The sequence below is a fragment of the Senegalia massiliensis genome, from assembly GCF_009911265.1.
Lineage (GTDB): Bacteria > Bacillota > Clostridia > Tissierellales > SIT17 > Anaeromonas > Anaeromonas massiliensis_A.
Map to the genome: position 1 here is coordinate 59,843 of NZ_QXXA01000012.1, position 19,157 is coordinate 78,999.

General features: G+C 29.1%; 18 protein-coding genes. 17 read left to right on the plus strand and 1 reads right to left on the minus strand.

Annotation, left to right across the window (positions count from 1 at the left end; genetic code table 11):
• The first annotated feature begins 17 nt into the window (after window positions 1-17).
• The 14 genes from D3Z33_RS11580 (at window position 18) to D3Z33_RS11645 (ending at window position 14,686) form a co-directional block, all read left to right on the plus strand.
• Window positions 18-863, plus strand: coding sequence for a 3-hydroxybutyryl-CoA dehydrogenase (locus tag D3Z33_RS11580; RefSeq protein ID WP_160197917.1), 846 nt, complete (start codon window positions 18-20; stop codon window positions 861-863).
• A gap of 89 nt (window positions 864-952) precedes the next feature.
• A complete protein-coding gene (locus tag D3Z33_RS11585) occupies window positions 953-2,131 on the plus strand; it encodes an acetyl-CoA C-acetyltransferase (protein ID WP_160197918.1) in 1,179 nt (392 codons plus the stop codon).
• 121 nt (window positions 2,132-2,252) lie between these two features.
• The gene (locus D3Z33_RS11590; RefSeq protein ID WP_160197919.1) at window positions 2,253-2,636 is read left to right on the plus strand and encodes a hypothetical protein; all 384 of its coding nucleotides are present in this window, start codon (window positions 2,253-2,255) and stop codon (window positions 2,634-2,636) included.
• 2 nt (window positions 2,637-2,638) lie between these two features.
• Window positions 2,639-4,027 carry a sigma-54 interaction domain-containing protein gene (locus D3Z33_RS11595; RefSeq protein WP_160197920.1) on the plus strand — a complete coding sequence of 463 codons (1,389 nt, stop codon included), beginning with the start codon at window positions 2,639-2,641 and terminating at the stop codon, window positions 4,025-4,027.
• A 215-nt stretch (window positions 4,028-4,242) separates the two neighbouring features.
• Window positions 4,243-5,118, plus strand: coding sequence for a branched-chain amino acid ABC transporter permease (locus D3Z33_RS11600; protein WP_160197921.1), 876 nt, complete (start codon window positions 4,243-4,245; stop codon window positions 5,116-5,118).
• Between the two features lie 3 nt (window positions 5,119-5,121).
• A complete protein-coding gene (locus tag D3Z33_RS11605; RefSeq protein ID WP_201750514.1) occupies window positions 5,122-6,135 on the plus strand; it encodes a branched-chain amino acid ABC transporter permease in 1,014 nt (337 codons plus the stop codon).
• A gap of 15 nt (window positions 6,136-6,150) precedes the next feature.
• Window positions 6,151-6,927: an ATP-binding cassette domain-containing protein gene (locus D3Z33_RS17115; protein WP_160197922.1), complete on the plus strand. Its 777-nt coding sequence runs from the start codon at window positions 6,151-6,153 to the stop codon at window positions 6,925-6,927.
• Window positions 6,927-7,634 carry an ABC transporter ATP-binding protein gene (locus D3Z33_RS11615; protein ID WP_160197923.1) on the plus strand — a complete coding sequence of 236 codons (708 nt, stop codon included), beginning with the start codon at window positions 6,927-6,929 and terminating at the stop codon, window positions 7,632-7,634. Before D3Z33_RS17115 ends, D3Z33_RS11615 begins: the two co-directional genes overlap by 1 nt.
• 13 nt (window positions 7,635-7,647) lie before the next feature.
• Complete coding sequence (locus D3Z33_RS11620; RefSeq protein ID WP_160197924.1) at window positions 7,648-8,862, plus strand: ABC transporter substrate-binding protein; 1,215 nt, start codon at window positions 7,648-7,650, stop codon at window positions 8,860-8,862.
• A gap of 175 nt (window positions 8,863-9,037) precedes the next feature.
• Entirely contained in the window at window positions 9,038-9,934 is an 897-nt protein-coding gene (gene phaZ / locus D3Z33_RS11625; RefSeq protein WP_160197925.1) for an intracellular short-chain-length polyhydroxyalkanoate depolymerase, read from the plus strand.
• A 413-nt stretch (window positions 9,935-10,347) separates the two neighbouring features.
• Window positions 10,348-11,367, plus strand: a complete 1,020-nt coding sequence (locus D3Z33_RS11630; protein ID WP_160197926.1) for a 3-oxoacyl-ACP synthase — start codon at window positions 10,348-10,350, stop codon at window positions 11,365-11,367.
• A 12-nt stretch (window positions 11,368-11,379) separates the two neighbouring features.
• On the plus strand, window positions 11,380-12,699 hold the full coding sequence (locus D3Z33_RS11635; RefSeq protein WP_160197927.1) for an acetyl-CoA hydrolase/transferase family protein: 1,320 nt from the start codon (window positions 11,380-11,382) through the stop codon (window positions 12,697-12,699).
• 11 nt (window positions 12,700-12,710) lie between these two features.
• Window positions 12,711-13,508 (plus strand): alpha/beta fold hydrolase, encoded by a 798-nt coding sequence (locus D3Z33_RS11640; protein WP_160197928.1) that lies wholly within the window; start codon window positions 12,711-12,713, stop codon window positions 13,506-13,508.
• A gap of 179 nt (window positions 13,509-13,687) precedes the next feature.
• Window positions 13,688-14,686 (plus strand): LCP family protein, encoded by a 999-nt coding sequence (locus D3Z33_RS11645; RefSeq protein WP_160197929.1) that lies wholly within the window; start codon window positions 13,688-13,690, stop codon window positions 14,684-14,686.
• Window positions 14,687-14,796: 110 nt separating this feature from the next.
• Here the strand turns inward: D3Z33_RS11645 and murC are convergent, their stop codons facing one another.
• Window positions 14,797-16,179: a UDP-N-acetylmuramate--L-alanine ligase gene (gene murC / locus D3Z33_RS11650; protein WP_431768838.1), complete on the minus strand. Its 1,383-nt coding sequence runs from the start codon at window positions 16,177-16,179 to the stop codon at window positions 14,797-14,799.
• Between the two features lie 180 nt (window positions 16,180-16,359).
• Here murC and purR point away from each other — a divergent pair, with 180 nt between their 5' ends.
• From purR to glmU, 3 genes are all read left to right on the plus strand, one after another.
• On the plus strand, window positions 16,360-17,178 hold the full coding sequence (gene purR, locus D3Z33_RS11655; RefSeq protein ID WP_160197931.1) for a pur operon repressor: 819 nt from the start codon (window positions 16,360-16,362) through the stop codon (window positions 17,176-17,178).
• A gap of 126 nt (window positions 17,179-17,304) precedes the next feature.
• Window positions 17,305-17,583 carry a septation regulator SpoVG gene (gene spoVG / locus D3Z33_RS11660; RefSeq protein WP_160197932.1) on the plus strand — a complete coding sequence of 93 codons (279 nt, stop codon included), beginning with the start codon at window positions 17,305-17,307 and terminating at the stop codon, window positions 17,581-17,583.
• A 186-nt stretch (window positions 17,584-17,769) separates the two neighbouring features.
• Complete coding sequence (glmU, locus tag D3Z33_RS11665) at window positions 17,770-19,149, plus strand: bifunctional UDP-N-acetylglucosamine diphosphorylase/glucosamine-1-phosphate N-acetyltransferase GlmU (RefSeq protein ID WP_160197933.1); 1,380 nt, start codon at window positions 17,770-17,772, stop codon at window positions 19,147-19,149.
• The last annotated feature ends 8 nt before the right edge of the window (window positions 19,150-19,157 follow it).

Genomic DNA, 19,157 nt, shown 5'->3' on the forward strand with positions numbered 1-19,157 from the left:
CTGTTAGGAGGCTGAATATGAAAGCTACAATTATTGGTGGCGGAACAATGGGTTCAGGAATAGCTCAAGCATTTGCAGGAGCGGGATATGATGTAATGATAAAGGATATAAATCAAGAGGGAATAGATAGAGGTATAAAAATCATATCTAAAAATTTAGACAGATTAGTAAAAAAAGAAAAAATAACTGAAGATAAGAAAAATGAAATAATGGGTAGAGTTAGAGGTACACTTTCTAATGATGATATAAAAGATTCTGATATAGTAATAGAAGCAGCAGTAGAAAATATGGATATAAAGAAAAAAATATTTAAGGAATTAGATGAAGTTTGTAAGGAAGATGCAATACTTGCTTCAAATACTTCTTCTCTTTCTATAACAGAAATAGCATCAGCTACAAATAGACCTGAAAAGGTAATTGGAATGCATTTTTTCAATCCAGTACCAGTTATGAAACTAGTAGAAGTTATAAAAGGAATAGCAACTAGTGAAGAAACAAAAATGAAAATAATTGAAATGTCTAAGGAGTTAGGAAAAACTTCAGTAGAAGTTGAAGAGGCACCAGGATTTGTAGTAAATAGAATACTAGTACCAATGATTAATGAAGCAGCAGGTATACTTGCAGAAGGAGTTGCATCTAAAGAAGATATAGATGAAGCTATGAAATTAGGAGCAAATCATCCAATAGGACCATTAGCACTTGCAGATTTAATTGGTGTAGATGTATGTCTTGCCATTATGGAAGTTTTATATGATGAATTTGGTGATTCTAAATATAGACCTCACCCATTACTTAGAAAAATGGTAAGAGGCGGAATGTTAGGTAGAAAAACTAAAAAAGGATTCTATGATTATAATAGATAAATAAAAAATATTACGAACCTTGCATAGTGCAAGGTTCGAGTTATGTAAAGACATCGTTAATATATTAACCATACAAGGAGGAGTTATAAATGAGAGAAGTAGTAATAGTAGGAGCAGCAAGAACACCAGTAGGTGCTTTTGGAGGTGCTTTATCAAAATTATCAGCAATAGACTTAGGTGTTGTAGCAGCAAAAGAAGCTATGAAAAGAGCAGGTATAAAGCCAGAAATGGTAGATAATGTTTTAATAGGAAATGTTTTGTCAGCAGGACTTGGACAAAACCCTTCAAGACAAGTTGCTATAAATGCAGGAATACCAGAAACCACTCCAGCAATGACAATAAATAAAGTTTGTGGTTCAGGACTTAGAACTGTTAGTATGGCAGCACAGTTTATAATGCTTGGAGATGCTGATGTTATACTGGCAGGAGGAACAGAAAGTATGAGTAATGCTCCATATTTACTTCCTAAGGCAAGATGGGGACAAAGAATGGGAGATGGACAGATAGTTGATAGTATGATTAATGATTCATTATCTGATGCGTTCTTTGATATTCATATGGGTATAACAGCAGAAAATATAGCGGAACAATGGAATTTAACTCGTGATATGCAAGATGAGTTTGCAGTAAGAAGTCAAAATAGAGCAGAAAAAGCTCAAGCTGAAGGAAGATTTAAAGATGAAATTGTACCTGTAGAAGTACCACAAAGAAGAGGAGAACCTATAGTAGTACAAGATGATGAATATATTAAAAAAGGAGTAACTAAAGAAAAGATTTCAAAATTACGTCCAGCATTCAAAAAAGATGGTACAGTAACAGCTGCAAATGCATCAGGAATAAATGATGGAGCAGCAATGCTTATTTTAATGAGTAAAGAAAAATGTGAAGAATTAGGACTTAAACCACTTGTAACTATAAAATCATATGGTTCAGCAGGGTTAGATCCTAAAATAATGGGTTATGGTCCAGTGCCTGCTACTAAAAAAGCACTTGAAAAAGCTGATTTAAGCATTGAAGATATAGATTTAATAGAAGCTAATGAGGCTTTTGCTGCACAATCACTTGCAGTAGTTAAAGATTTAAAAATGGATCCAGAGAAAGTAAATGTAAATGGAGGTTCTATAGCAATTGGTCATCCAGTAGGAGCTAGTGGAGCTAGAATTTTAATTACATTATTATATGAAATGGAGAAAAGAAACTCTAAAACAGGACTTGCAACTCTATGTATCGGTGGAGGACAAGGTACTTCACTTATAGTTGAAAGATAGTAAATATAAATAAAGTTTAACTAGAGTATATATCAGAATTCTGATGTATACTCTTTTTTTGTTTTAATTTTATGGAAAATATTATATGATATATATAAGATAATCTAAAGGGGATGATGATATGGATATAGATGAATTAATTATACTTTTAGATAAGAAAAAAATAAATATAATTAAGTCTACTATAGCTAGAGCTAAAGATAAAAAATATTTTAATCAATATTCTAGTTCTTCTGAAGAAGTTATACATATGGCATCTAATGATACTATAGAAGGGTTAAAAATAATACTTGAAACACAAAGGTATGTAATATTTAAAAATAAAATAAAGTGGTTTAAAAGTATGATTGAATCTAGAACAAGTATTAGTGTAAAGGAATATATAATAGAATTTATATTACTATTAAAATCGCAAATAGAAGAAAATTTTCTAAAAGATGAAAGAATTAATTTAGTGTTTAATAATATGATATATATAATTAATGAAGAATTTGAAGGGAGATAGAAATGACAAAAAATTTAGAATTAAATAATTATTTAGTATCTACTATGCAAAAAATATTTGATCCTATACCAGTCCCACTTATATTATTAGATAGAAATACACAAATCATAATGATTAATGATATTTTTGCTAATTATTTAGGATATGAAAAATCATATATAATAGGTAAAAAGGTTCAAGATGTAGATAAATATTCTAGATTTCCTTATGTTTTTCAAACAAAAAAATCTGAAATAGCTTGGAAACATAAATTTGAAAATGGTCATACTGGTATTGTTCATAGAATCCCTATATTAGATGAAAATGGTGAGGTAGATTATGGTTTCGGGATGGTGCTTTTTCAAGACATGGAACAGTTTAGAGATATAATAGAGAAAAACAAACTTTTAGAAACAGAAATAAAGCACTATAGAAATAGATTAAGAGAGTTATCAGGCGCTAAATATTCTTGGGAAAATATAATTAGTAGAAGTATTATAATGAATGAAATTAAATCCATGGGAAGAAAAGCTTCTATGACAAGCTCTAATGTACTAATACTTGGTGAAAGCGGTACAGGTAAGGAATTATTTGCTCATTCTATTCATAATGATAGCCGAAGACATCTTGATCCTTTTGTAAAAGTTAATTGTGCTGCTATACCAGAAGAATTACTTGAATCAGAGTTATTTGGGTATGTAGATGGAGCATTCACTGGAGCTAAAAAAGGCGGTAAAATAGGTAAATTTCAATTAGCAAACAAAGGAAGTATATTTTTAGATGAAATAGGAGATATGCCTTTAAATATGCAATCTAAACTATTAAGAGTTTTGCAAGAACGTGAGATTGAAAGGATTGGAAGCAATAAAACACAAAATATAGATATAAGAGTAATAGCAGCTACGAATAAAAGGTTAGAAGAATTAGTTGAAGAAGGTAAATTTAGAGAAGATTTATATTATAGATTAAATGTTATGAGTATAGAAATACCACCTTTAAGAAAAAGAATAGATGATATAGAATCTCTAAGTAAATTGTTATTAAAAAAGATATCTAAACAATTAGGAAAGTATGTAAATGAAATTTCCCATGAAGCTATGGATTATTTGAAATCGCATGATTGGCCTGGAAATGTAAGAGAACTTGAAAATATCTTGGAAAGAGCTGTAAATTTAACGGATAATAATAGAATACTTACTAGACATTTATCTAATTATATAACAAAAACTAAAAAGGAAATAACAATAGGTCCTGTAAAATCTATAAAAGAAATAATAGAAAAAGCAGAACGAAAAGCTATTATAGAAGCTTTAACTTATACAAAAGGAAATAAATTAAAAGCGTCAAATTTACTAAAAATAAGTAGATCTAATCTTTATGACAAAATTGAAAGATATAATATCTCTGTGTAGTATGATTGGACAGTGTATGAATAGAATACAGTAATTTCAAGTAAAGTTGTTTTAAATTAATACAATTTTACTTTTTTTTATAAATAGATTTATTTTGTTCTATTTAAATATAGATAAAATAGCAATTCTATAATATTGTGATATATGGCATAAATATTGCAAATATAATATTACAAAAGAAAGCGTTTTCAAAAGTATGAGTAGGAGGGGTAAAAATGGCAATATTTTTTCAGAATGTAATAGCTGGTCTTGAAACAGGAAGTTTATATGCTTTGGCCGCTTTAGGACTAGTTTTAATATTTAGAACATCAGATGTTGTAAACTTTGCTCAAGGTGAAATGGCTATGTTTTCGGCATTTATATCTTTTACATTATTTGATAGCTTTGGTTTTTCTTATTATTTAGCTGTATTAGGAGCATTAGTATTTGCGCTTATATTTGGATTTTTAGTAGAAAGAATATTTATAAGACCTGCATCAAATGCATCACTTGTAAGCAAAATGATAATTACATTAGGACTAATAATGATAATAGGAGGCCTTGCTTCAGCAATATTTGGTATTGACTCATATTACTTTAGAAGGGCAATAGATGTAGATAATATTAAAGTAAGTGGTGTGGTAATTCAACCAAATGCAATATTTATAATTGCTCTTACTATGATAATTACAGGGATATTATTTTATATAATAAATAAAACAAAGTTAGGGATTGCAATAAGAGCTACAGCACAAAATGAAATTACAGCTAGACTTATGGGGATTCCTGTATTTAAAGTTTATTCGTTTGCATGGATTACAGCAACACTTTTGGGGGCGCTTGCAGGAATTTTAATAGCACCTACCACAAATGTATCTACTACTATGATGGGAGAAGTTCATTTAAAATCATTTATAGCAGCAGTATTAGGGGGATTCGGCTCTTTTTATGGACCAGTACTCGGTGGATTAATAATAGGAGTTCTAGATAATTTAGTAGGAATGTATATATCACTTGCATGGAAAACTGTAATAGTTTATGGACTGTTAATAGTCATACTCATATTAAAACCTACAGGATTATTTGGAAAAACTCATAGAAAGAAGGTGTAATATATGAAGAATATAAATAAAAAAACTACTATATATATTATTTTTATTTTAATAATATCAAGCTTACCATTTATATTAGGAGTACAAAGATCTACTATGACACTTATAAATACAATAGTAATATATTCAATAGCAGCTTTAGGATTTAATATACTACTTGGATATTCTGGACAGATTTCACTTGGTCATGCTGCTTTTATGGGGCTTGGAGCTTATATATCAGCATATGTAACAAATACTTTACCTGAAATGGGAGGAGTAGAATTTATAATAGGAATATTTTTAGCTGGATTAATACCATTAGTGATAGGTTTAATTTTAGGTCTTATAGCACTTAGACTTGAAGGACATTATCTTGCTATTGCAACACTTGGCTTTGGTGTAGCAATACAGCAAGTATTTAAAGAGTGGGTAGCATTTACAAATGGTTTTTCTGGGATGAATGCAAGTGCTATAAATTTGTTTGGAACAAGTTTACGAAGTAGAGAGTCTTTTTATATATTTTCTCTTATAATCTTGGCTCTTTTATCAATTTTTTCATATAACTTTATACATTCAAAAATAGGTAGAGGTTTAATTGCTATGAGAGATAGTGAACATGCAGCTCAAGCTATGGGTATAAGTATTTTTAAATATAAACTTATAGCATTTTCAGTATCAGCATTTTATACTGGTATAGCCGGAGGGTTATATGTACATTTAATTAGATTTGTAGAGCCCAATCAATGGGGAGTAGAATTATCACTTAACTTACTTGCAATGGTAGTTATAGGAGGTCTAGCTAGTATATTTGGAAGTATATTAGGAGCTGCTTTTTTAACAGCTATTCCAGAAATATTAAAGGAAATTCCTGTAATAGGTGAGATTAGAAATTTATCTATGATTTTAACAGGAGTACTTTTAATTGTAGTAATAATGTTTATGCCTCAAGGGATTGCAAGACTTGGAATCAAAATTAAATTTTTATTTAATAAAAAAACAAAAGAAGAAAAATTAAAAGAAGAAAAAGTGGTATAGATTGGAGGTTTTAAAGTGGACATATTAACTATAAAAAATTTATCTATCAGTTTTGGTGGATTAAAAGCAGTAGATAATTTATCTTTTAATGTAGAAAAGAACACTATATATGGTCTCATAGGTCCTAATGGAGCTGGAAAAACTACAGTATTTAATTGTATAAGTAGATTTTATAATCCAGATAGTGGAGAATTAAAATTTTTTAATAATAAAGAATATAATCTTTTAAACTATAAAACTCATCAAGTAATAGATAAAGGACTTGTAAGAACTTTTCAAAATGTGGAGCTTGTAAAGACTATGACGGTTTTAGAAAATATATTAATTGGTCTTCAAACTAATACAAAAGGGAATATTTTTTCATATGGCTTTAGACTTCCAGGTGCAATAAAGGAAGAAAAAAGAATAAGAAAAAAAGCATTAAATGTAATAAGGTTTTTAGGGTTAAAAGGAAAAGAACATGAGTTGGCAGCATCACAACCATATGGAATACAAAAACTTATTGAACTAGGAAGAACTTTAGTATCAGATCCATCACTTATAATATTAGATGAACCTGCTGCCGGTATGAATAGTACTGAAACTAAAGAACTTGCAAAATTAATTATAAGAATAAGAGATGAATTAAATATTACAATTTTATTAGTAGAACATGATATGAGTCTAGTAATGGATATTTGTGAAAAAATTTGTGTTATAAATTTTGGAAAGAAAATTGCGGAAGGATCACCTATTGAGATACAACAAAATGAAGAAGTTCAAAAAGCCTATCTGGGAGGTGAAATAGTATAATGTTAAAACTCCAAAATATAGATGCATATTATGGATTTATTCATGCTTTAAAAAATATAAATATAAATATAAAAAAAGGAGAAATAGTAACCATTTTAGGAGCAAATGGAGCTGGAAAAACTTCTACATTAAAAGTTATATCAGGATTATTAAAACCTCAAAAAGGAAAAATAAAATTTAATAATAAATCATTTAATAAATATACTCCTGAAAAAATAGTATCAGAAGGAATTATACAATCTCCTGAAGGTAGACAAATATTTCCTGAATTAAGTGTAGAAGAAAATTTAAAAGCAGGAGCTTACACTAGAAAAGATAGAAATAATATAGAAAATTCTCTAGAAGAAGTTTATAATTATTTTCCAATACTTAAAGAAAGAAAAAAACAATATGCAGGGACTTTATCAGGAGGAGAACAACAGATGCTTGCAATAGCTAGAGCTCTTATGGCTAAGCCAAAAATTTTACTTTTAGATGAGCCTTCACTAGGTCTTGCACCTATTATAGTTAAAGAAATATTTCAAATAATAAAAGATATAAACAAGGAAGGTACTACAGTATTACTTGTAGAACAAAATGCTTATCAAGCATTATCTATTGCAGATTATGGCTATATTTTAGAGACGGGAAAGGTGGTGTTAGAAGGAAATAGCAAAGAATTATTAGTAAATACAGATATTAAAAAAGCATATCTAGGTGGAAATTAAAGGAGGAATAAAAATGGCAAAGAGGATTATAGCGATTATGTTGATATTGATGTTAACTATTTCTATGGCAGCATGTGGTAACGATTCAAGCGAAACATCAGGTGAAAAAGAATTAGCACAAGGTGTAAGTGAAGATAATGTAAAAATTGGAACAGTTGCAGTACAATCAGGACCCTTATCATTTATAGGAGCTCCTTATGTAGCTGGAATGGAAGCTTATTTTAAAACTATAAATAAAGATGGTGGAGTTAATGGACGTGAGATAGAACTTCTGAAAAAAGATGATGAATTTAAACCAGATAAGTCAGTTCAAGCAATAGAATCTCTAATATTTGACGAAGAAGTATTTGCTGTAGTAGGTCATTTAGGAACTCCTGGAGTAGTAGCAAGTGAAGAAATTATTAAAGAAGAAGGTATACCTTCAGTATATTTTGGATCAGGAGCAGCATCTCTTACAGAAGCTGGTGAAAATTTCTTCCCAGTACAACCAAATTACTTATATGAAGGAAAACTTATGAGTAAATTTGCAGTAGAAGAATTTAATGCAGAAGATGTAGTAGTAATTTATCAAAATGATGATGTAGGTAATGATGGGTTAGAAGGATTTAAAACAGGATTAGATGAACTAGATAAAAAAGATATATTAAAAGCAGAAATACCATTTGGAGCAAGTGATACAGACTTTACAGTACCAATTCAAAAGGCTAAAGAACAAGATCCTGATTTAATTATAATATATGGATTAAGTACAGGTGCAGCAGGAATACTTAAAAACATGGAAAATGCAGGTATGACTGATGTAGATTCTCTTACAACTTATTCAAATGCAGATGCATCATTTTTAGAAGTAGCAGCACCAGCAGCAGAAAAAGCTATTAAGAATCTACATGTAATGGGCTGGTTAGAAGTTACAGAAGAGTCATTACAACCATTAATGGATGCAATGAAAGAATACTATCCAGATACACCAATAAACTCATATACAATGGCAGGTTGGGTAGCAGGAGAAACTTTTGTAGCTGGTCTTAAAAAGGCTGAAGATAATTTATCTTGGGACGGGTATATAGAAGCAATGAATGGGCTTAATTATACAGAAGGTCTAGCTTCTGAAATATCTTATTCAGAAGGAGAAAGAGAAGGAGTTACTCAAATGGCAGTAAGTGAAGTTGTAGAAGAAAATGGAAGTTATCAATTTAAACAAATGACAGATTTTATGGAATTTAAATAATAATGAAAAGTATATTATATAAGATAGAATATATAATTAAGGATCAAATGATGCATTATCTTTGCACATGTGTATTAATTTAATAATTAGTATAAAATAAATGGATGTAAATCACATGTTTCTCTTTAGAATAATTTTTGCAATATATAAATAATAAACTATAAGGGTGAGATTTATGGATATTAAATTAAAAAAACTAGAATTAGACAACGGAGAAACTCTAGGTTATAGAGAAAGTAGTAGTGGTGAAAAAAATTTACTATTGATACATGGAAATATGACATCCTCTAAGCATTGGGATTTATTAATGGAGAATCTACCTGATGATTATAAAGTATATGCAATAGATTTAAGAGGTTTTGGTATATCAACATATAATAAGGAGATTAATTCCATTAAAGATTTTTCGGAAGATGTAAAATTATTTGTAGACAAAATAGGTTTGGAGAAGTTCACAGTAGCTGGTTGGTCAACTGGTGGAGGAGTGGCTATGCAATTTTCAGCGGACTATCCTGAGTACGTAGAAAATTTAATTTTACTTGAATCAGTTGGAGTGAGTGGATATCCAATATTTAAAAAAGATGAGCAAGGAAATCCTATCATAGGAGAAATTTTGAAAACGAAAGAGGAAGTAGCCATGGATCCTATCCAAGTTATGCCTATCCTTAACGCTTATAAGAACAAGGATAAGGAGACTTTAAAGCAAATCTGGGAAATGACTATATACACTCATAATAAGCCTAATGATTCTAGATATGATGATTACTTAGAAGATATGTTAACTCAAAGGAATTTAGTTGATGTAGACTATGCATTATTAACATTTAATATAAGTAATAAACACAATGGTGTAGTAGAAGGAAATAATCTAGCAGAGAAAATTCAGGTTCCCACGTTAATAATTCAAGGAGACAGGGATTATGTTGTTCCAATGGAAATGGCAAAAGGAATTAAAGATGCTATAGGGGATAACGCAGTATTAAAAGTTATTGAAAATAGTGGACATTCACCGTTAATAGACAACCTTGATGAATTGATTGATTCTATAATTGATTTCACTTCAAAAAAATAAAGGGGCTGTTTTAAAATAAAAAGCTTCTAAGAGAAAAACAGGTCAAAGAGCTCTAGCTCTAAGACCTGTTTCTTAAAGTTATAGATAAAATTATTACGGATATGAAAATTTTATCTGTTGCAATAAATATCAAGAAATTAAGATTTACTAGATATAAATAAAAATATATTTGTTTTTGTTTAAAACGATAAAGCATGCTTCTTTTTTTGAAAATTTCTGTCCTATAAAAAAACATGTATATATAAAATACACTAAATTAATATAGTTTTTGTTTAAATAAAATACACTTTAAACAGCCTAATAAATAGCATATTTTATACTAATGAAAATAGCTAAAATTAGCCGTTTTCACTATAGTTTTATTGGCATAGATTATGCAATATAAATATGTAAAAACTTTAGGAGGTTTTAATATGCAAAAGCCAAATGTAGGTATAGTAGGTATGGGAGTTTATATACCTGAAGTAAGAATGACAGCAAAAGATATATCTGATGCTACAGGAGGTATTTGGGCAGAAGAAGCTATAAAAGAAAAATTAGGTATAATAGAAAAAACTATTCCTGATATAGGTGATGGTACTCAAGAAATGGGAGTAAAGGCAGGACTTGATGCAATTAAAAATACAGGAATAGATCCACTAGAGATAGATTTAATATTATGTATGGGAGAAGAATGGAAGGAATATCCTCTTACCACCTCAGGAATATATATTCAAGAAAAAATTGGCGCAAAAAATGCATGGTCACTGGATGTACAACAAAGATGTTGTACTACAGTTGCAGCTATGAAAATAGCAAAAGATATGATGCTTTCAGATGATAATATAAATACAGTAATGATAGTAGGCGGATATAGAAATGGGGATTTAATAGATTATGCTGATCCAAAGTCTTCTATGATGTATAATTTAGCTGCTGGTGGTGGAGCTATTATACTAAAGAAAAATTATAATAAAAACTTATTATTAGGTACTCATATAATGAGTGATGGTTCTATGTCAAGAGATGCAGGTGTAGAAATTGGCGGAACTGTAAATCCAATAGATGAAAGCAATTTAGGTGAAGCTTACAAGTCTCTTAAATTAATGAATCCAGTTCATATGAAAGATAGACTAAATGAAGTATCTATGAATAATTGGTTTAAATGTATAGATAAAGCATTTGAAAAATCTAATGTAGATAAAGATGAATTAGGATATCTTGCAGTGCTTCATTTTAAGCGTTCAATGTATGAATTAATGTTAGAAAGTTTAAATTTAGATAAAAATAACAGTATTTACCTGGAAAATTATGGTCATATGGGTCAAGTGGATCAAATATTATCTCTTTATTTAGGGTTAAAAGAAGGTAAGATTAAAGATAAAACCATTGTTTCAATGATAGCAGCAGGTATAGGATATGCTTGGGCTGCAAATGTCATAAGATGGGGTTAAGGAGGTATTACAATGGATATAAATAATATATATAGTAAAAAAGTAATCTCTTTAGATGAAGCATTAAGAAAGATAAAATCAAATCAAAATTTAGTTTCTGCTCTTGGTGCAGCTGAGCCTAAAAGAATTTTAGAAAATTTGCATAAAATATCTCATAGAGTAGAAAATGTCAATTTATCTACATGTCTTCCTATGGGAGTTTATGAGTATTTTACTAACCATAAAAATAAAGGTCATTTTCATATGGATGGATGGTTTTATTCTCCTCCTATAAGAAAATCTCACAAGCATGCAAACGTTTCCTATATACCAAATCATCTTCATTTTTCGGCTACAAAAAGGCTATATCATAGACAGCCTAATATTTATATGGGAACTTGTTCTCCTGTAGATAAGCATGGATATGTATCTTTATCATTAAGTGCAACATATGAAAGAGAAATAATAGAAAATGCTGATGTTGTAATGCTTGAAATAAATCCTAATATGCCAAGGACATTTGGTGATACTATTTTAGATATAAGAGATGTAGATTATTTCATAGAAGTAGATTATGAGGTACCTGAATTGCCAGCTCAAAAACCAAGTAAAATAGATAAAAAAATAGGAGAATATATCTCTACTTTAGTTGAAGATGGTTCTACCTTACAACTTGGCATAGGGGGTATCCCAAATGCTGTAGCAGATGCTCTTATGAATAAAAAGAATTTGGGGATTCATACAGAAATGCTGACAGATGGAATGGTAGATTTATATAAAAATGGTGTTATAACAGGAAAGAAAAAGACATTGTATCCTGAAAAGATGATAGCTACATTTGCACTTGGAACTAAAAAATTATATGATTTTATTAATGATAATCCAGCGGTAATGATTATGAAAGGAAACTGGGTAAATGACCCGTGCGTAATAGGTAAAAATTATAAGATGGTATCAATAAATACTACTTTGCAAGTAGATTTAACAGGACAATGTGCATCTGAATCAATAGGACATAATCAATTTAGTGGAACTGGTGGTCAAGCAGATACTGCTATAGGGGCACAAAATTCAAAAGGGGGAAAATCTATTATAGCATTATCATCTACTGCAAGTGTAAGGACAGGAGTTGGTGATGAAAGAAAAACTATCTCTAAAATAGTGCCTTTATTAGATAAGGGTTCTATTGTAACATTATCTAGAAATGATGTAGATTATGTAGTGACGGAATATGGTATAGCAAGTCTTCGTGGTACAAATATAGCTGAAAGAGTAGAAAGACTTATAAATATATCTCATCCTGATTTTAGAGAAGAAATTAAGAACAGAGCAAATGAACTTATGATATGGTAAGGAGTGATTATATGGCAATAGTAAATATTGATGGTATGGATATTTATTATGAAGCATATGGTGAAGGCGAAGTTATCATACTTTTAAATGGAATAATGATGAGTACAGCAAGCTGGCAAGGATATATTGAAGGTTTATCTAAAAATAATAAATTAATATTAGTAGATTTCATAGATCAGGGACAATCTGAAAAAGTAGATTATCAATACACACAAGACTTACATGTAGAAACACTAAAAGGATTATTTGATTATTTAGAAGTTAAAAAAGTGCATATGGTAGGTATATCCTATGGTGGAGAAGTTGCTATGAAATTCACACTTAAATATCAAGATTACCTTAGTTCACTAATACTTGCAAATACCACAAGCTATACAAATCACAACTTAAAAGATGTAGGTAAATCTTGGATAAATGCAGCTGAAACATATGATGGTTCTAATTTTTTTAAAACTACAATACCAGTAATATATTCCCCAGAATTTTATGAAGAAAATATAGAATGGCTCAGAAAAAGAGAAGAAATGTTTACTAATATATTTACAAAAGAATGGTATGATGCATTTGTAAGACTTACAATTAGCGCTGAAGATTTAAATATTACAGATGAATTATATAAGATAAATGTACCTACACTTATAATGGGTTCAGATGAAGATGTAGTTACACCTTTAAAATATCAAAAAGTGATACATGAAAAAATAAAGGATTCTAGATTTGTAATATTTAATAATTCAGGTCATGCATCCATGTATGAAAAGCCATATGAATTTTTAATTCAAATATTAGGGTTTGTTAGCTTGAATTGACATTGTGTCTAGGGTTTTATTTTCTTTAGACATAATAGTAAGATTTAAAAATAATATTCTCATGACTCCTTTTAAGTATGGATTCTTTATATTTTAAATAAAAAAATAATACTATATATACATAGATGTGATATAATAACTATGTGAACTTACAATTAGAATATAAAGGATGATAAAATGTGAAATATTTTCTAAAGGTTTTTTCCATCGCCCTATTATGTTTTACAGTAGTAATGGGAGCAGGTGCCTATACTTATTTTAATTTCTTTGATTCAACAGCAAATGCAAATGATAAAAGGAATGACCATCCAATGCGTGACTATACTCAAGAGGAAATAGAAAATTTGCCTGCATTTGAAAAAGCAGTAGCAAACAGTGATAGAATAAATGTATTACTTATTGGAATAGAAGCAGAAGGTAGAAGTGATACACTTGTATTTGCAAGTTTTGATCCTAAAACTAAAAAAGTAGATATGATATCTGTTCCTAGAGATACTGAATATCATGTACCAGGATATGATACAGCAGACAATAGAAAATTAAATGCAGTATATATTAGGAATTTAAAAAAAGGACATAAAGTAGCTGCTGAAAAAACAATGGAAGCTGTAGAAGAAATACTAGGTGTACCTATTGATAACTATGCTACAATATCTTATGATGGAGTAGAAAACATAGTTGAATCTTTAGGTGGAGTTGAGATGGACGTGCCACAAAGGATGAAATATGAATACTTTTATCCAGATGGAACAAAAGAAATGAGATATTTAGAAGAAGGAACACAAGTTTTAAATGGTAGTGAAGCTATAGGTTTTTTAAGATTTAGAAAAGGCTATGCAAATGGAGATATTGGTAGAGTAGAAGCTCAACAGAAATTTATAAAAGCAGCTCTTAAAAAAGCATTAGGATTTAATCTTCCAAAAGTAGCAATGACTGTTGCAAAAGAAGTAAAAACTGATATGAGTGTATTAGATATAACTGCCAATGCTACAAAAGCTATAGGAATGAATATGAATAATGTAAATGCTCATACCCTTCCTGGAGAAACAAAATCTCTTACATTCCAAGGATGGACATTATCATTTTTTGAACATAATGAAGATGAAACAAGAGAATTAATGAAAGAAATATATGGTGTAGAAGCTGATGAAGATTTAGATGAAAAAATAGCAGAATAATAAAAAAAGGCTCCCAATTTTTGGGAGCTCTTTTAATGGGGGAGTGGGGACTAAGGTATAGTATATTTATAACCAAATAGATTTTTTTTAAACCTAAATATTTGAAAGTTTTATTTATTTATTTTAGTTTTAAACATATCCCCAACTTTATACACATCTCCTGCACCAATAGTTATAATTAAATCACCTTTATCCACAGTTTTTTCTAAGAAATTAACTACTTCATCAAAAGTTTCGATAAAAATACTGTCTTGACCATTTTTATTTATCTCATCTACTAATTGTTTTGAATTAACTATTCCTGTATTTTTTTCTCTTGCTGCATAAATATCTGTAATAATTATCTTATCTGATCCTTTAAAGCATTTGCCAAATTCCTTTAAAAGAGATTTAGTTCTTGTATAAGTATGTGGTTGAAACACACAATAAATTTTATTGTATTTGTCACCTATAGAATTTAATGTGGCTTTTATTTCAGTAGGATGATGAGCATAATCGTCTATTAACTGAATTCCTTGAACTATTCCTTTATCTTCAAATCTTCTATGGGTTCCTTTGTATATTTTTAAGCCCTCTTTTATTGTTTTTATATCTACCCCTGATATAAAAGTAGCTGCAATAGCAGAAAGTGAATTATATATATTGTGTTCACCTATAACATTTAATTTTATATGGTCTATAAACTTATTATTTATATATAGATCATATTCACCGTAACCTTTATCATTATATTTTATATTAGTTGCATAGTAATTATTGTTTGAATTAAGTCCAAAAGTAATAATATTCTTAGCTGTATTTATTATGGTTTTAACATTTTCATCGTCACCATTTACAATTGAGTAGCCACCTTCAAGGGATAAATTATTAAACTTTTTAAATGTATCTTTTATATGATCCATGCCAGTAAAATAATCTAGATGATCTTCGTCAATATTTAATATTATTCCTATTGTGGGATTAAATTTTAAAAAGTTCTCTTTATATTCACAGGCTTCAGTTAGAAGTAATTTATTATCTCCAATTTTTACATTTCCACCTATTGAATCTAGTTCTCCACCTAAAAGAATAGTTGAATCTAATAATGAAATATATAGAATAGATGCTATCATTCCAGTAGTAGTAGTTTTTCCATGAGTTCCTGCTACAGCTATAGAATCCTTATAGCTTTTCATTAATTCTCCAAGAAAAGTTGCCCTGTCCATCATAGGTATTTTATTTTTTTTTGCAAAAACATATTCAGGGTTGTCTTCTCCAATTGCTGAAGTATATACTATCAAATCAACATCTTCTATATTTTTAGAATTATGACCAATATGTATGGTAGCACCATTATTTATTAGTTTTTCTATTATTTTAGAATTATTCATATCAGAACCTGTAACTATATAATTTCTGTTTAGTAAAATTTCAGCAAGACCACTCATACTAATTCCGCCAATGCCAATAAAGTGTATTTTTTTATAATTAGTTTTATTTATATCAAATTTCAACATATGATTACCTCCAGTTTAGAATATCTATATTATTTCCAAAATATGCGTAATATACTCTTCACGATTATACCACAATTCAAAACTTTATAAAATAAAAAGTAATTGTCATTGATAATTATTATAAAAACGAATAAAATATAATTAAATAATTATATAATTCGTTAAGGAGTGAGCTTTTTGAAAAAATTTAACAGGAAAGATAGATTAGCTGCAATAATGAATATACTTACTGAAAAAACAAATCACGTATTTACTTACAAATATTTTACCAATATGTTTGAAACTGCAAAATCAAGTATAAGTGAAGATATTATGATGATTAAACAATTAGTTGAGACTCTAGAGTTAGGAAAAATAGTAACAATAGCTGGTGCCAGTGGTGGCGTTAAATTTATACCGATTATTTCTAAAAAGAACGCAGAATTTTTTTTGGATGATTTATCTAGTAAATTAATAGATGAAAATAGAATTATAACAGGAGGATTTATATATATGTCAGATATACTTTATTCTCCTGATATATCATATAAAATAGGACGTATATTTGCTACTAAATTTTGGGAAGAAAATATAGATTATGTAGTTACTATTGAGACTAAAGGCATACCCCTTGCTACTATGACTGCTAAAATATTAGATGTTCCATTAGTTATAATAAGAAAGAATTTAAAAATAACTGAAGGAGCTACTGTTAGTATAAATTACATATCAGGTTCAACAAAAAAAATTCAAACTATGTTTTTAACTAAAAGGGCTTTAAAAGAGAATTCAAAGGTATTAATAATAGATGACTTCATGAAAGCAGGTGGCACTGCTAAAGGAATAAAAGATATGATGAACGAATTTAATGTAGAAGTAGTTGGGACAGGTGTACTTATAAATACACCTGATCCAGAAGAAAAGTTAATAGATGATTATATTGCATTATTAAATTTTAAATCAATAAATAAGTCAGAAAATAAAATAAGTATAACTCCTAATAAATCGATTTTTTAATATTTAGAAATATTAAAAAAAGTTAATGAAATTTTGCAAAAAAAGAAGGAATTTTAAATTGTATGGAGAATATAAATATAAGCTAAAAATTTTATATCATCTATAAGGTTTAGGAGGTGGGTGTTCGTGAAGGTAACAGATGTAAGAATTAGAAAAATCAATAGAACAGGAAAGATGAAAGCAATAGTTTCTGTAACATTTGATGAAGAATTTGTAGTTCATGATATCAAAATAATAGAAGGATTAAATGGACTTTTTGTAGCTATGCCAAGTAGGAAGATGTCTGATGGAGAGTTTAGAGATATTTCTCACCCTATTAATTCAGATACTAGAGCTAAAATTCAGGAAGCTGTTTTCAATGAGTATGAAGCTCAATTAGATGTAGAAAGCGAAGAATTAGCCTAATCTCAAACATAATTTTAAAGATACCTTCTTATAAATTTAGGTATCTTTTTTGATGCAAAAAATATTTCATCTTAATTATCCTTAAAAACCCTATAAAATACTATATCTTTCTGTTATAATATAAAGGAAAATCATTTCAGAAGACTTTAGTGTAAAAATGATATTTTAATAAGTAGAGGTGTTAAGATGATAATTTCTGTAATACTAGCAGCTGGCGAAGGTACGAGAATGAAGTCAAATTTACCTAAGGTAGCTCATCATGTGTGTGGAAAACCTATGGCAAGTCATGTTATTGAAGCAGCTAAAAATGCTGGGTGCGAAAAAAACATAGTGATTGTAGGTCATGGTAAAGAGAGGGTTAAAGAAGCTTTAAGTGGAAATGATATAGAATTTGTAACTCAACCTACAGGTGAAGGTGTACCTTATGGCACAGGTTATGCAGTAATGCAATCACAAAATTATATATCAGATAATGATCGAGTAATAATACTTACAGGAGATACTCCACTAATAGAAGGAAATACTTTAAAAGACCTTGTAGATTATAGTTCTAAAAATAATTTAGATGCTATAGTACTAACAGCAGAATTTGAAGATTCAACGGGCTATGGTAGAATAAAAAGACAAAAAAATGGCAATATAATAGGTATAATAGAACATAAAGATGCAACAGAAGAGGAACGTAAGATAAAAGAGATCAATTCAGGTATTTTTATGTTTAAAGGTAGTGCCCTTAAGTATGCCTTAAATAATTTGACGAATGATAACTCTCAGAATGAATATTATATAACCGATGCAATAAAAATATTATCAGATAATGGATATAATGTAGATGGATTTATATTAAAAGATAATACTGAAATACTTGGAGTGAATTCAAAAGTCCAATTATCAGAAGCTGAAGAGATTATGAGAAAGAAAATCAATGAGTATCATATGTTAAATGGTGTAACCTTGGTAGATCCTAAAGCTACATATATAGAAAAAGGTGTAGAGATAGGGACAGATACTATAATCTATCCTGGAGCAGTTATTAAAGGAAATACTAAGATAGGTAGGGATTGTATTATAGAAGGAAGTTCAAATATCGCAGATACAATTCTTGGTAACAGAATAAATGTAAAATCATCTACACTTATAGAAAGTATTGTTGGTGATGACACTAAGATAGGTCCAAATGCTTATTTAAGACCTAAAAGTAATATAGGTAAAAATGTTAAGATTGGTGACTTTGTTGAAGTTAAAAATGCTAATATAGGTAATAATTCTAAAGCATCTCACCTTTCATATATTGGTGATGCAGATGTAGGAGAAAATGTAAATATTGGTTGCGGAGTAGTCTTTGTAAACTATGATGGTAAAAATAAATTTAGATCTAATGTAGGGAACAATGCATTTGTAGGTAGTAACTCAAATTTAGTAGCACCAGTTAATGTTAGAGATAATGGATATATAGCAGCAGGCTCTACTATTACAGAGGAAGTAATGGAAGGGGACTTATCAATAGCACGTGCTAGACAAGTAAATAAACCCGGGTGGGTTTTTAAAAATAATAAAAATAAATAATAACTTTA

Excerpts from the sequence above, each read along its gene's own strand:
- phaZ (WP_160197925.1), top strand. The coding sequence starts at position 9,038 with ATGGATATTAAATTAAAAAAACTAGAATTAGACAACGGAGAAACTCTA.
- D3Z33_RS11605 (WP_201750514.1), top strand. The coding sequence starts at position 5,122 with ATGAAGAATATAAATAAAAAAACTACTATATATATTATTTTTATTTTA.
- D3Z33_RS11620 (WP_160197924.1), top strand. The coding sequence starts at position 7,648 with ATGGCAAAGAGGATTATAGCGATTATGTTGATATTGATGTTAACTATT.
- D3Z33_RS11600 (WP_160197921.1), top strand. The coding sequence starts at position 4,243 with ATGGCAATATTTTTTCAGAATGTAATAGCTGGTCTTGAAACAGGAAGT.
- glmU (WP_160197933.1), top strand. The coding sequence starts at position 17,770 with ATGATAATTTCTGTAATACTAGCAGCTGGCGAAGGTACGAGAATGAAG.
- D3Z33_RS11635 (WP_160197927.1), top strand. The coding sequence starts at position 11,380 with ATGGATATAAATAATATATATAGTAAAAAAGTAATCTCTTTAGATGAA.
- D3Z33_RS11595 (WP_160197920.1), top strand. The coding sequence starts at position 2,639 with ATGACAAAAAATTTAGAATTAAATAATTATTTAGTATCTACTATGCAA.
- D3Z33_RS11630 (WP_160197926.1), top strand. The coding sequence starts at position 10,348 with ATGCAAAAGCCAAATGTAGGTATAGTAGGTATGGGAGTTTATATACCT.
- D3Z33_RS11585 (WP_160197918.1), top strand. The coding sequence starts at position 953 with ATGAGAGAAGTAGTAATAGTAGGAGCAGCAAGAACACCAGTAGGTGCT.
- D3Z33_RS11615 (WP_160197923.1), top strand. The coding sequence starts at position 6,927 with ATGTTAAAACTCCAAAATATAGATGCATATTATGGATTTATTCATGCT.
- D3Z33_RS11590 (WP_160197919.1), top strand. The coding sequence starts at position 2,253 with ATGGATATAGATGAATTAATTATACTTTTAGATAAGAAAAAAATAAAT.
- D3Z33_RS11580 (WP_160197917.1), top strand. The coding sequence starts at position 18 with ATGAAAGCTACAATTATTGGTGGCGGAACAATGGGTTCAGGAATAGCT.
- D3Z33_RS11640 (WP_160197928.1), top strand. The coding sequence starts at position 12,711 with ATGGCAATAGTAAATATTGATGGTATGGATATTTATTATGAAGCATAT.